General features: G+C 57.2%; 12 protein-coding genes. 1 reads left to right on the top strand and 11 read right to left on the bottom strand.

From position 1 onward, the window contains the following. Positions 1 to 37: 37 nt before the first annotated feature. The 5 genes from ACOTXT_RS03730 to ACOTXT_RS03750 are packed head-to-tail and all read right to left on the bottom strand — an operon-like array spanning position 38 to position 5,265. Positions 38 to 1,000 carry a Csu type fimbrial protein gene (locus ACOTXT_RS03730; protein ID WP_100121875.1) on the bottom strand — a complete coding sequence of 321 codons (963 nt, stop codon included), beginning with the start codon at positions 998 to 1,000 and terminating at the stop codon, positions 38 to 40. Continuing rightward, entirely contained in the window at positions 997 to 3,381 is a 2,385-nt protein-coding gene (locus ACOTXT_RS03735; RefSeq protein ID WP_045372557.1) for a fimbria/pilus outer membrane usher protein, read from the bottom strand. The genes ACOTXT_RS03730 and ACOTXT_RS03735 overlap by 4 nt, the downstream gene beginning before the upstream one ends. Continuing rightward, entirely contained in the window at positions 3,357 to 4,115 is a 759-nt protein-coding gene (locus tag ACOTXT_RS03740) for a fimbrial biogenesis chaperone (protein ID WP_021240454.1), read from the bottom strand. The genes ACOTXT_RS03735 and ACOTXT_RS03740 overlap by 25 nt, the downstream gene beginning before the upstream one ends. A 16-nt stretch (positions 4,116 to 4,131) precedes the next feature. Further along, positions 4,132 to 4,680: a Csu type fimbrial protein gene (locus ACOTXT_RS03745; protein ID WP_032635222.1), complete on the bottom strand. Its 549-nt coding sequence runs from the start codon at positions 4,678 to 4,680 to the stop codon at positions 4,132 to 4,134. 12 nt (positions 4,681 to 4,692) lie between these two features. Next, positions 4,693 to 5,265: a Csu type fimbrial protein gene (locus ACOTXT_RS03750; protein WP_008500422.1), complete on the bottom strand. Its 573-nt coding sequence runs from the start codon at positions 5,263 to 5,265 to the stop codon at positions 4,693 to 4,695. 430 nt (positions 5,266 to 5,695) lie between these two features. Between ACOTXT_RS03750 and ACOTXT_RS03755 the strand changes: the two genes are divergently transcribed. Further along, positions 5,696 to 6,961, top strand: coding sequence for a dicarboxylate/amino acid:cation symporter (locus ACOTXT_RS03755; protein WP_333165537.1), 1,266 nt, complete (start codon positions 5,696 to 5,698; stop codon positions 6,959 to 6,961). Positions 6,962 to 7,433: 472 nt separating this feature from the next. Here ACOTXT_RS03755 and cheW read toward each other — a convergent pair whose 3' ends face one another. The 6 genes from cheW to flhD all read right to left on the bottom strand — a co-directional run bounded on the left by cheW (position 7,434) and on the right by flhD (position 12,860). Continuing rightward, positions 7,434 to 7,937: a chemotaxis protein CheW gene (gene cheW / locus ACOTXT_RS03760; RefSeq protein ID WP_008500420.1), complete on the bottom strand. Its 504-nt coding sequence runs from the start codon at positions 7,935 to 7,937 to the stop codon at positions 7,434 to 7,436. 19 nt (positions 7,938 to 7,956) lie between these two features. Then, complete coding sequence (gene cheA, locus ACOTXT_RS03765; protein WP_023293970.1) at positions 7,957 to 9,993, bottom strand: chemotaxis protein CheA; 2,037 nt, start codon at positions 9,991 to 9,993, stop codon at positions 7,957 to 7,959. Between the two features lie 4 nt (positions 9,994 to 9,997). Beyond that, on the bottom strand, positions 9,998 to 10,927 hold the full coding sequence (motB, locus tag ACOTXT_RS03770; protein WP_008500418.1) for a flagellar motor protein MotB: 930 nt from the start codon (positions 10,925 to 10,927) through the stop codon (positions 9,998 to 10,000). Next, positions 10,924 to 11,811: a flagellar motor stator protein MotA gene (gene motA, locus ACOTXT_RS03775; RefSeq protein ID WP_008500417.1), complete on the bottom strand. Its 888-nt coding sequence runs from the start codon at positions 11,809 to 11,811 to the stop codon at positions 10,924 to 10,926. The genes motB and motA overlap by 4 nt, the downstream gene beginning before the upstream one ends. A 123-nt stretch (positions 11,812 to 11,934) precedes the next feature. After that, on the bottom strand, positions 11,935 to 12,513 hold the full coding sequence (gene flhC, locus ACOTXT_RS03780) for a flagellar transcriptional regulator FlhC (protein WP_008500416.1): 579 nt from the start codon (positions 12,511 to 12,513) through the stop codon (positions 11,935 to 11,937). A 2-nt stretch (positions 12,514 to 12,515) separates the two neighbouring features. Next, positions 12,516 to 12,860 (bottom strand): flagellar transcriptional regulator FlhD, encoded by a 345-nt coding sequence (flhD, locus tag ACOTXT_RS03785; protein WP_421625281.1) that lies wholly within the window; start codon positions 12,858 to 12,860, stop codon positions 12,516 to 12,518. Positions 12,861 to 12,937: the final 77 nt, after the last annotated feature.

Raw genomic sequence — 12,937 nt, forward strand, 5'->3', positions numbered from 1 at the left:
CAGGAACTTTACATTTGAGAAAGGGAAAAGCGCGGGGTTAGAAAGCCACGTCGACAATCAGCGTATCGGTGTAGGTTCCGGCGGGTGGCGTGGCCTGATTAGTTAGCACTTTCGCGGTGTAGTTGTAGGTACGCAGTAAACCGTCAGCACTGACCTGCGACGACGTCGCGCTGGTCCAGCGTTCGCTGCCGCTGCCGCCCCAGCGGTTACCCGTGGCTTCTTTATAGATGTCATAACTGAGGTAGTTACTGCCGCTTACCATCCGGCGCACGTTATTCAGCGCGTTAGCACCGTTGTTAATGCCGATGGTATACGTACTGCCTTTGGTACAGGTGACGGCAATCGCCTGTGAGACGGTGGGGAAACTTTGTACCAGCGGCGCGCTGTTGAAGTTGACGTCCGGCGTGGTCATGGCGCTGCAATCGTTGGTAACAGTCATGTTCAGTAGAATGGTGGTCGTCGCGGTGCCCGCCTGATTGATTGTGCAAATGCCGAGCGCGCCCACGGAGCACACGCTGTAGTTAACGCTGAAGGTTAACTGAACCTGATATGGCCCGGCAGTGACGTTTTGTCCGGCGACGGTGCGAAAATAGATCGGAATGTTGTACTGCTTTGACCCCAGCAGCCCCAGCAAGGTATTCCCACTCCAGGTATACGATTTACTTATCTGTACCTCGCTGCTGCTCGCGCAGCCCGAGAGTCCGCACAGCCGGGTGGGGATCACGTCCGTGATGGTCGCATCATCTGTCCGTTTCATGGTGGCCCGGCTGCTGCCCGAAACCGATGCCGCGGTGTAGGTCAGCGTCACCGAGTCGTTGGTCAGCAGATTCAGTATGGCATCACAGGACACCACCAGCGTGCCGGTGGTTTCCACCTCGCCTGTTCCGCTGAGCGCGAAGGAGGTGACGCTGCCAAATGAGGCATTGACCGTACTGACGGTACACGCCGCCCAGCCGCCGCCGGAGAACAGCAGCAGCATCAACAGCAGCAGGCGCGTCATGGCGCCTCCCGACACACCAGCGGACCGTAGGTTTGCAGCTTGTGCTCCGGGTTGGCTCCCACGGTCAGGGTGACCTTGCAGCGTTTTCCGTCAGGCGCGATCACCTCCAGCGGATTCACATCGCTAAGGTTTTCCAGCCAGGCAATACCGTCATACCCCACCACCGCATTGCTGCGCGAGGCACGCCGGACCTGGCTTCCCACCGGCAGCGCCTGGCCGCGCGCATCGTGGAGGATGACGCTTGCCACTCTCTCCTGCTCCATCGGGAAATCGACCAGATAGCCGCTGTGACGCCGAATCGCAATTCGCCGCTCGGTCTCTTTCAGCCGGGTGTCCGCCGGCAGGTTCAGGGTATCAATGCGGTAGCTTGCCGGGTAATACGCCGACACCCCGCTGACCAGCAGGTAACCGTTGTTATTCGTTTTGCCAACGGGCTGGTTCTCATAGCTGACGGGCACGTCCGGATGACCGTCGGTACTGATGACCACAAACGCATCGTTGATCTTATTCGCCGCGAACAGCTCGCCGTCCATCAGAACAATCGCGCCCATCGCCTCGCCCCACCAGGTCATCATGTCCCTTTCGCCGTAGCCGCCGCCCTGCAGTTCAATATTGTTATTACGCCAGCCCAGCGTGCCCTGCTGATAGTCACTGGATTTTGACTGGTTGGCCCAGGCCATGTTCCAGCTAAAGCCGCCGTCAGACGGCATGGAATGGTTGTAGTTAATGCGCTGGGTATTGCCCGCATCCGGGGTGTTTTCGACGGTGAACGCGGCGCTGTCGCGTGCCCCCAGCGGCACCTGCAGCGACAGCGCGACCGTCCAGTCTCCCCGCTGCTGGTCCCGGCTCCCGGCGAGGTAAATACTGCTCGCGCCCCACAAATTACGGCTCCATGAGAGATTAAGCAGCTCGGTTTTTTGACTGTCAAAACTCTCCACGCCAATCCAGGCTGCGCCGATGTTGCCGTACTGTCCCAGGTTGAAGGTCAGAGAATACTGGTCCGTATTGCGGCTGAAGCTGGCGATGGGTTTATCGTTCTCGTCATACACCGTAGGCTGGTCGTACAGGGCCAGATTGCCAAAGCCGCGGTCCCGACGCGTGTGCTGGGTGGCCACGCTGAACTCGCTGGTGCTGTACTGGTAACCCCAGTTGATTTGCCCGCCCGCCTCCCCGCGCATGCGGCTTTGCGAGTAAGAGGTATTCACCACGCCAAACTGGCCGAGTTTAATCACCGTCCCAGCCCCGCCCAGCGCCAGTTCCTGCGCCCCTTCGGCATGACCCTCCAGCGTCAGCCAGTCCGTCACCCCGTAGCGATACGAACCGCTGCCTGCCGCCGGGCCGTAGTCAAAATTCTTGATACCGTAATTACGCCGCAGGCTGCCCAGCGTCACGGCGCCGTCGCTCAGCCCTTTTTTGAGCAGGTCGCTGGAGACGTAAAACGGCAGCGTGGTGCTGACCTGGCGCCCCAGTGCATCCGTCGTGACCAGTACCGCATCCCCGGCGCCGTTGATATAGGGCAGATTGGTCAGGGTGAAGGGGCCCGGCTGAAGCTGGGTTGAGCCGGACCGATAGCCGTTGATAAAGAGATCCACCGAGGTGGGTACCGCCGCTTCCCCCGCGAATTCGGGCAGCGGCCACGTCACCAGGTCAGGGCGCAGGGAGAAATCTCGCCCGACGCTGATCCCTCCCATCCGCACGCTGGAGCTCCAGCTCAGGGCATCGCTGATCACGTCCCCGACGCTCCAGCTCATTGCGTCATCCTCGTTAGTGAACAGCAGGGTCGTGTCATAGCGGACATACCCCTCCTGCTGACCGTCGTTACCGGTGAAATTTTCCCGGGCATAGCCGGTGGAGGAAAACGAGCCGTTCTCATTGAAATAGCGGAATTCATGCCAGAGGGACGCCTGTCCGCCGATATGCTCCGTGTGGTTGGTGTAGAGATCGTAATTGAGCAGCGCGCCGCGCCCGAAGTGCGGTTTGGCCTGCGCCGTTTGCGCGCCGAACGGCGTCACGCGGGATGCGACCCAGTCCCGGGGAACGGTCAGCAGCAGGCGCTGCCCGGCGCTGTCGTACTCCACCCGAACCTGAGAAAGCGATGAGAGATTCACCTCTCCGGCAGGAACATGTTCCGGGGGCAGCCCCGCGCGCAGCAGGTCAGCGCTTGAGATAAAGAAAGCGCCTTTGCGCTGCGTCACGGGCACGACCAGACCGGTATCGTAGTGGTTGAGCACGAGGGCAAGCTGGAAGACCGCTTCATCATGTATCGCCTGTGCCTGGGGCGGCGGCGGAAGGCTGTCATCGCCGGGCTCAGCCCAGGTCGCGGAACTGACGCAAAGCAGTATCATCATCGCCGGCTTCAGTTGACGGGCGTCGACTGCCATTGTGCGTCCCTGGCATTAATCTGCGCGCTCATCCGCTCTGGCTGACGAACGCCCGCGGGTACCGGCCAGCTGCGGGTGCTGCCGGGAAGTACGTAACCCAGCAATCCCTCCGCGACCGTGCGTTTCTGCCCTCCCTGCTCCAGCGCCACCTGGCTCAGCCTGACATGGACATCCCCCCGATTCCGAACCTCCAGTACCGGCTGCCCATCCGCTCGCGTCACCCGCCAGCTCAGGTTCCGGGTCTCCACCAGCGCGTGATGCGCCCCCTCTTTTATTGTCGGGATCCCCTGGCCATACACAAACAGCGGAATGGAGTAACGCATCTGCAACTTGAGGCCGATGGCGGGTTCTGCTTTGGCATCAGGCTGAGGAATTTCATCCACGATAATGCGGTAGGCCTGTTCGACGCCTGCGGGAACGGGGGCCTGCTTAATAAGACGGATAAGCTGCTTGCTGCCTGTGCCAATCGTGACGATGGGCGGGCTGGCGACCACATCCTGCTGCGCGGCGTAGCGTTCGTGTCCGTCCTCCTGCTTCCAGCGCACAATACGCACCTGCATCGTGGTGGCGCTGTTTCCCTGGTTCTGGATCCACAACTCCGTGGCGTTGGCGTCTGCCGCAAGCCACGGGTCGATAGGCCAGAGCAGAATGGTGGCTGCCGCCTGCGCCTGACCGGTTGCCACAGCCATTCCCAACGCGCCCGCCAGACAAACAGGTCTGAAAACTGGCTTCATCAACACTCTCCCTTTATTACCATGACAAGGTCACGGTGAGCTGATCGGAATACGTTCCTGCCGGGCTAAATCCGGTCAGTAGCGCCACGCCAAAAAGCGGCAGCGCGATGTTATTGCTGTTGCTATAGGTCACCGGTATCGCCTGGTTGACGCCAATTTCGCTGTTCGCTGCCAGCGAGCTGCTGCTGTAAAGCCGGTATCCCACCACGTCGGCGCCGTTCGAGCGCTTCATGCGGCGAACGGTTGAATAATTCTGTCCGCCATTAATGCTCATGCTCAGCGCCACGCCCGGCGTGCAGGCGATAGACAACGCCCCGTTTGGCACAAAGCTGGTGCTGACCGGCGCGCTCTCGACGCCGTTATGGGTGCCAAAATCCAGCGTCCCGAGCACCCCTCCGCTGCCGGTGGCCACCGCGCATCCCGGAACAATCGTCGCGCTGACCTTAAAGGACTGTGATGTCACCGCCTCCGCCGCGGGCGCCATCAGCAATCCGACGATCAGCGCGAAAAAAGGCTGCACGTGTCCCTCTGCGCATATGCGCAGACCAGTAAGAGTTGCCTTCATGGCGGTGCAGGACTAATAGGTGACGCTGACGTTAATCGTGTCGGTGTAGGTGCCCGGGACGACCGTCACGCTGTTACCGCCGCCGGTAATACGTCCGTAGAGGGTGTAACTGTCCACCCCTCCGGCCGTAGAGGCGATCGGCAACGCGGTGTTATTGGCAATCACGCTGTTAAACCCGCTGTCGCTGTACAGGCTGTATGCCACGCCCTGTGCCGCGTTGGCGGTGTTAACCAGATAGCGCGCAGGGGTTCCCGGGGTGCCGACAACGGTGCCGGGTGCGGTGGAGTTGGTGTTGCCGGTGATCGCCACCGTATAGCTGGCGGTCGTACATTGAATAGTGAAGGTGTTTCCGCCGCTGGCGCCGGTGAGCTGCGTGGTCAGAGTGGAAAACGTTGCGGGATGGGTGCCGAAATCCAGTGTCCCGAAGTTAATGCCGTTTTGCGTGGGCGATCCATTTATCAGACAACCGTTCGTGAGCGTCAGCGTCGCGCCGATGGTGCCGCTACTGGTGACGGCCAGCGCCTGATGGACCGTTGTCGCAGTCAGTAAGGTGCCTGCGCAGATCAAAAGGAGTTTTCTTTTCATTTACCACCCTCCAGAAGACGTCTCCGTTCCCTTGCCACGTTTTATTTTTGTCGTTCAAGATGTTAGCCCCGCTTAATGTTCCTCTGAGGGGGGTTATTGAGAATTTAGTTTACGGATATCGCTTCGACCACCTGCCCCATAACGCATAAGCACTTTGTCTTATTGACTTCTTATTGCCTTAAATAACAGAGAGTTAAATTATTTTTTTCAGCATTTTCATGCTATCAGGAGAGAATATATCCATTAAAGTGTGATGCAGATCACAATATATCGTCAGGGCAATAACAACAAAATTAATAAAACTTAAAAAGGAGTTGTATCCCCCTACGCTTTGCGTCAATTTATGTGCCGAATAATTTCCCGCGTCGCAATAAAAAATTTATATGTATCGGTGCGGGCTACATCTGAAGCGCATAGAGGGTCTTTTTTCGTGGCAAGTGCAAACAAACTCACACTCTTCATCGTGATATTCATGCTGGCGGGTATTCTTTCAGGGGCAGCAATTCATGAATATGCATCTGTGGATGCCATCAAAGCCTGGTCGGATAATATTACCCTTCTGACCGATATTTTCCTGCGACTGATCAAAATGGTCATTGCGCCGCTGGTCTTCAGTACGCTCACCGTCGGCATTATGAAGCTGGGCGAAACCTCCACCATTGGCCGCGTGGGCGGCAAAGCGATGGTATGGTTTATCAGCTCATCCGTGCTCTCAATTCTGGTCGGCCTGTTTATCGTCACGCTGGAGCATCCGGGCAGCGGACTGAACCTGACCGTCCCGACCGAGGCGGTGGATACCGGATTAGCCGTTGGGGGGATGACGCTGAAAGCGTTCCTGTCTCACACCATTCCGACCAGCATCGCGGGGGCGATGTCGAACAATGAGATCCTGCAGATTGTGGTGTTCTCAATGTTCTTTGGCATTGGCGGCGCGTCGCTGGGGCAGAAGTTCAACGCCCCGCTGGTGGCCGCGCTGGACGTGGTTTCTCATATTATGCTGAAGGTCACAGGCTACGTAATGTACGTTGCGCCGCTGGCCATTTTCGCGGCAATCTCCTCCGTCATCGCCACGCAGGGCCTGGGCATTCTGTTGAACTATGCCTCCTTTATTGGCGGCTACTATGTTGCCATTCTTCTCACCTGCATGGTGCTGCTGGCCGTGGGTTACATGGTGCTGAAAAAAGAGGTGTTCCGCCTGGTCAGCATGCTGAAAGATCCGGTTCTGGTGGCGTTTACCACCAGCAGTTCTGAAGCGGCCTACCCTAAAACGCTGGAGCAGCTGGAGCGTTTTGGCTGCTCGCGCAACATCGCCTCTTTCGTGCTGCCGATTGGCTACTCCTTCAACCTGGTGGGGTCGATGGTGTACTGCTCTTTCGCCTCAATGTTTATCGCGCAGGCTTACAACATTCACCTGAGCTTCTCTGAAGTGACGGTGCTGATGCTGACCCTGATGCTGGCCTCAAAAGGGATTGCGGGCGTACCGCGCTCCTCGCTGGTGGTGCTGGCCGCGACGATCCCAAGCTTCAACATTCCGGTGGCCGGTATTCTGCTGCTTATGGGGATCGACCACTTCCTGGATATGGGCCGTTCCGCAATTAACGTTCTGGGTAATGGTATTGCGACCGCCATGCTGTCGCAGAATGAAGGCGCGCGGGACGCGGAAGCTGAAGCTGAACTGGTAAAGCAGGAAGCGTAATGGCATGAAAAAGCCGGGTGGCGGCTTCGCCTTACCCGGCCTACAAATGACTCGAACACGTAGGCCGGGTAAGCGTCAGCGCCACCCGGCTTTGTTTTTATGCCACGTGACTCGCCGCGATATCCAGCTGCGAAGACGGCCCCCGAGCATTAACGTATGGGTGGCCACGGAAGCTGAGCAGATGGAGCAGGATGTAAAAAAGCCGGGTGGCGGCTTCGCCTTACCCGGCCTACAAATGGCTCGAACACGTAGGCCGGGTAAGCGTCAGCGCCACCCGGCTTTGTTTTAGGCTACGTGACTCGCGGCGATATCCTGCAGTGAAGACGGCCCCGAGCATTAACGTATGGGTGGCCATGAAAGCTGAGCAGGTGGAGCAGGATGTAAAAAAGCCGGGTGGCGGCTTCGCCTTACCCGGCCTACAAATGGCTCGAACACGTAGGCCGGGTAAGCGTCAGCGCCACCCGGCTTTGTTTTAGGCTACGTGACTCGCGGCGATATCCAGCAGCGCCATCTCATCGCTGTTCAGCAGCTTCTCAATGTTCACCAGAATCAGCATACGCTCGCCGAGCGCGCCCAGACCGGTCAGGTATTCGGTCGACAGCGTGACCGCAAACTCTGGCGCAGGACGAATCTGATCAGAGGTCAGGGAAAGCACGTCAGACACGCCATCCACCACGATCCCCACCACGCGCTGCCCCAGATTCAGGACGATCACCACGGTGTTGTCGTTGTAGTCAACGTCGCCCTGGCTGAACTTCACGCGCAAATCCACGATGGGCACAATGACGCCACGCAGGTTGGTGACACCTTTAATAAACGCAGGCGTGTTAGCGATGCGGGTAACCTGGTCGTAACCACGGATTTCCTGCACTTTCAGGATATCGATGCCGTACTCTTCATCGCCTAAAGTGAATACCAGAAATTCCTGTCCTGATGGCTCGCCCGCCAGTTTCGTTACATTACTCATACCGGTCATGTTATTACCTTCTACTTAATCAGGCGGCTGTGTACGCCACACGTTGTTCACGATTTAATCCCTGAAGCGCCGACACGTCGACGATCAGCGCCACGCTACCATCACCCAGAATGGTGGCGGCAGAAATACCCGGCACTTTGCGGTAGTTGCTTTCGAGGTTCTTCACCACCACCTGGTGCTGACCGATCAGCTGATCGACCAGCAATGCGTAGCGGCGGCCCGCGCTTTGCAGGATCACCACGATACCCTGCGTAGCCTCTGTCTTCGCCCCGTCCACTTCGAACACTTTCCACAGTTCCACCAGCGGCAGGTACTCACCGCGAACCTCGAGCACGCGCTCCCCGCCCGCCAGCGGATGCAGATCTTCCTCACGCGGCTGGAGGGATTCCATCACGGCGTTCAGCGGGAGGATAAAGACTTCGTCCGCCACTTTGACTGACATGCCGTCAAGGATCGCCAGCGTCAGCGGCAGCAGGATGCGAATGGTCGTGCCGGAACCCTGTTTGGACTGGATCTCAACGTGGCCGCCCATCTCCTGGATGTTACGTTTCACCACGTCCATGCCCACGCCGCGCCCGGAGACGTCGGTCACCTGCTCTGCGGTAGAGAAGCCCGGTGCGAAGATCAGCATGCCCACTTCTTCGTCGGTCATGTTTTCATTGACCGCCATTCCCTGCGAAATCGCTTTTGCCAGGATGCGCTCGCGGTTCAGGCCTGCGCCGTCATCGGTCACTTCAATGCAGATGTTTCCGCCCTGATGTTCCGCAGACAGGATCAGATTCCCGACCGGGGATTTCCCGGCGGCAATGCGGTTTTCCGGCAGTTCGATACCGTGGTCGAGGCTGTTACGCACCAGGTGCGTTAACGGGTCAATGATGCGCTCGATCAGGCTCTTATCCAGTTCGGTTGAGCTGCCCATCAGGGTCAGTTCAATCTGCTTGTTCAGCTTGCTGGCGAGATCGCGAACCAGACGCGGGAAGCGGCTGAAGACATATTCCATCGGCATCATACGGATGGACATGACCGATTCCTGCAGATCGCGGGCGTTACGCTGCAGCTGGCCCATGCTGGTAATCAAATCCCCGTGGGTGACCGGGTCGAGTTCGTTTGAACGTTGCGCCAGCATCGACTGGGTGATCACCAGTTCGCCCACCAGGTTAATCAGCTGATCAACCTTCTCAACGGCGACACGGATGCTGGTTGACTCGCTGGAGCGCGCGGCAGGTTTTTCACCACGGCCCGGTGCAGCAGCCTCTTTTGGCACCGCCTTGAGCGCCGGAGCCGCAGGCGCCACAGCCGGTGCGGCAGCCTGAGCGACAACAGCCGCCTCTTCCACAGCCGCAGGAACGTCAACCGCGACCGTTTCGGTTTCGAAGGCGATTTGATCGGCTTCAATCACAAAGCACAGCACCGCCACGATATCGTCCTGGCCAATACCGTCATCAAGCGTCGCGGCCAGGCTGTCTTTGCCTTTAACCACGTTGCTTAATTTCGCCAGGTTACCCAGCTCTTCTTCCAGCAGGTTAACTTCATTCTCTTTCAGGCGAGACAGTACCACGCGCAGTTTGCCCGCCGGTGCGTCGGCAGGGGCAGACGCCTGCGCGGCAACCGTATCCACAACGCTCAGTTTTGCGGCAGGAACCACGGCTGCGGCAACCTCACCTTTGGCTTCCAGCGCGAGCTGGCGCAGCGCATTGCAGATGTATTCAAAGCTGGCGGCGTCAGGCTCTGCCGAACTTTTATAGGCGTCGAGCTGTTCCTGCATAATATCTTTGGTTTCCAAAAACAGGTTGATAATGTCGGTATTGAGCTGCATCTCACCGCGTCGTGCTTCATCAAGCAGGTTTTCCATTAAATGGGTCGTTTCCTGCAGGATGGTAAATCCAAACGTTCCGGCTCCGCCTTTAATGGAATGCGCCGCACGGAAGATGGCATTGAGCTGCTCGGAATCCGGTGCTTCGGGCACCAAATCGAGCAAGTGTTGCTCCATATCGGCCAACAATTCGTCGGCTTCATCAAAGAATGTCTGGTAAAAATCGCTAATATCCATGCTCACGCTATCACCTCGGATTGGCTGGTGGCGATGTTGGAACGGCAGCCGAAGGAACGGCCCCAGGCTGTTTTAAATCGTCCAGTGACTCATTCTGACTTTCGGCGTTTTCATGCAGGATGGCCTGCTCTGCCTGCTGGTTCAGCACTAAAAGACTGATACGACGGTTGATGGCATCATCCGGCCCGCGGTCGGAAACGCGCATGGTTGCGGCCATGCCGACTACGCGCAGTACCTTGCCATCATCAAGCCCACCTGCCACCAGCTCGCGGCGCGAGGCGTTGGCACGGTCGGCAGAAAGTTCCCAGTTGCTGTATCCCTTCTCCCCACTGGCGTACGGGAAATCATCCGTGTGGCCTGACAGGCTGATTCGGTTAGGAATGCCGTTCAGCACCGGTGCAATGGCACGCAGAATATCGCGCATGTACGGTTCGACTTCCGCACTCCCGGTTTTAAACATCGGGCGGTTCTGGCTGTCGATAATCTGGATACGCAGCCCTTCCTGCACCAGGTCAATCTTCAGATGCGGTCGCAGCGCGCGCAGCTTCGGATCCGCTTCAATCAGCTGATCGAGATCGCCACGCAGTTTTTTCAGGCGCGCCTGTTCCATCTTTCGTTTCAGCTCGTCGATGTTCGGCTCTTTTTTCACCTCACCCTTCTGCTGGGTGTAATCATCGCCGCCGCCCGGGATCGGGCTTTCGCTGTTAGAGATACGCGGCCCGCCGGCCACCGCCGTTGCCAGCGGCGTGCGGAAATATTCGGCAATCTGGATCAGTTCTTTTGGGCTGGAGATGGAGATCAGCCACATCACCAGAAAGAACGCCATCATTGCGGTCATAAAATCGGCGTACGCGATTTTCCACGAGCCGTGCGCGCCATGCCCACCGCCCTTGTGCTTGCGTTTTTTTACGATGACGATCGGATGGGACTGGTTTTTCATGCGTCCTCAGTTGTCGTCTGTTGGTTTGGGTTTTTCACCGCACGCACGTGTTCTTCAAGCTCGATAAACGACGGACGCTCGCTGGAGTAAAGCGTTTTACGGCCAAACTCAACCGCGATCGGTGGCGCATAACCGTTGAGGTTAGAGAGCAGCGTGATCTTCACGCACTGCATCATTTTTGTGGTTTCCGCGCTCTTCTGGCGCAGCACGCTGGCCAGCGGAGAGATAAAGCCGTACGCCAGCAAAATACCGAGGAAGGTACCCACCATCGCATGGGCAATCAGCGCGCCGAGCTCGGCTGCCGGACGGTCTGCCGAGGCCAGGGCGTGCACCACCCCCATGACCGCAGCAACGATACCGAATGCCGGAAGCGAGTCGCCGACCAGCGCCAGGCTGTTAGCCGGCACTTCCGATTCGCTTTCATGGGTTTCAATCTCTTCATCCATCAGCGCTTCGATTTCGAAGGTATTCATGTTGCCGCTGATGATCAGTCGCAGATAGTCGACGATGAAATCCAGCATCATGGCATCAGCGAGAATGCGCGGATAGCTGGCAAAAATTTCGCTCTCTTTCGGGTTTTCAATATCCCGCTCAAGCGAGAACATGCCCTGCTGACGCGACTTCGCCATCAGGCGATAGAGCAGTGCCAGCAGATCCATATACATGCTTTTGGTGTATTTTGAGCGACGGAACAGCAACGGAATTGCTTTCAGCGTGCCCTTGATCGATTTACCGTTGTTGCCAACGATAAAAGCCCCTACCCCTGCGCCGCCGATGATAATAAGTTCAGCCGGTTGATAGAGTGCTCCAAGGTGCCCGCCGGTCATCATGTAACCGCCGAAAACTGTACCGAGAACTACCAGGTAACCTAATAAGATAAGCACGACATCATCCTTCCGCTAGTGACTATGGCAAGGACGTCCAGCTCGCAGCGTTGACCGTTCGCGGGGTAAAAAAAAGCAGCGGTAATCGCTTACCGCTGCTGGAATCTTTCCCACACGTTCGGGTTAAACAGCTTGTTCGATCTGTTCATCCAGCAGTTGTGGAATAATATCGGCAGCATCCCGGGAAAGTTTACGTCTTTTTACTGCTCGGGAAGGAGGCTGACATAAACTACAGGCGAAGCTGCCTGCAGGTTGGTGAGCATGGGTAATGAAATTGCCGTTGCAGCAGTTGCAGCGCGACAGCTCAAGCATTCCGCTCTCAACAAAACGCACCAGCGTCCATGCGCGGGTCAGCGCCAGCAGAGGACCTTCTTCCTGCTGTGGGCATTGTTCAAGGTAAAGTTTGTAGGCTTTGATCACGGCGTCAACGCCGCTACACAAACCGGTTTTGAGAAGATACTGCCAGGCATTACAGAACATGGAAGCGTGAATATTCTGCTCCCACGTCATAAACCAGTCGGTAGAAAACGGCAGCATGCCTTTCGGCGGGGGACTACCACGTAACTCTTTGTACAGTTTGATGAGACGACCACGGCTCAACTGCGTCTCGCTTTCCAGCATTTGTAAACGAGCACCCAGCGTAATCAGCTCCATGGCCAACTGTATGTCACGCGCTTCCTGAACAATGCTTTTCTCGCTCATTGCTAGGCCCTTTTCTTACGGGCTACGTCATCAGGCTGGCTGATTTCGTTAAGCAAGCGAGTAGAGAGAAGAATACCGGTATGGATCTGTTGAAGATCGTCTACACGGGACTCCTGCGTCAGACGCGTTATTGTCTGTGAATCATCGAAACGGAACTGGCAAACCAGTTGATTCGTTTCAGCCAGTTTAACCATCTGCGGGAGGGTTAAACCGCCCAGCATGGTTGCCATCTCTTCGTTAATACCCAGACGAAACATCGCGGACGCCTTGTCCTGACTAATCAAACGCTGCGCGAGCAGTAAATACGACAAATTGATGTCATAGATATGTTTTAGGGAAGTTGCGATTAAGTGGTCCGCAGCTCCCGATATGACGCCCCAAACCGTCCTTTATCGACGTCCTGTGGCTCAATTTTCCAATTTTC

It is taken from the genome of Enterobacter cloacae complex sp. IR5422 (assembly GCF_049238165.1).
In the GTDB taxonomy this organism is placed as follows: domain Bacteria; phylum Pseudomonadota; class Gammaproteobacteria; order Enterobacterales; family Enterobacteriaceae; genus Enterobacter; species Enterobacter roggenkampii.

What these genes read in the sequence shown, in the direction of transcription:
- ACOTXT_RS03735 (WP_045372557.1), bottom strand. Translation starts at nt 3,381, where the DNA reads ATGGCAGTCGACGCCCGTCAACTGAAGCCGGCGATGATGATACTGCTT.
- ACOTXT_RS03730 (WP_100121875.1), bottom strand. Translation starts at nt 1,000, where the DNA reads ATGACGCGCCTGCTGCTGTTGATGCTGCTGCTGTTCTCCGGCGGCGGC.
- motB (WP_008500418.1), bottom strand. Translation starts at nt 10,927, where the DNA reads ATGAAAAACCAGTCCCATCCGATCGTCATCGTAAAAAAACGCAAGCAC.
- flhC (WP_008500416.1), bottom strand. Translation starts at nt 12,513, where the DNA reads ATGAGCGAGAAAAGCATTGTTCAGGAAGCGCGTGACATACAGTTGGCC.
- cheW (WP_008500420.1), bottom strand. Translation starts at nt 7,937, where the DNA reads ATGACCGGTATGAGTAATGTAACGAAACTGGCGGGCGAGCCATCAGGA.
- ACOTXT_RS03750 (WP_008500422.1), bottom strand. Translation starts at nt 5,265, where the DNA reads ATGAAAAGAAAACTCCTTTTGATCTGCGCAGGCACCTTACTGACTGCG.
- ACOTXT_RS03745 (WP_032635222.1), bottom strand. Translation starts at nt 4,680, where the DNA reads ATGAAGGCAACTCTTACTGGTCTGCGCATATGCGCAGAGGGACACGTG.
- ACOTXT_RS03740 (WP_021240454.1), bottom strand. Translation starts at nt 4,115, where the DNA reads ATGAAGCCAGTTTTCAGACCTGTTTGTCTGGCGGGCGCGTTGGGAATG.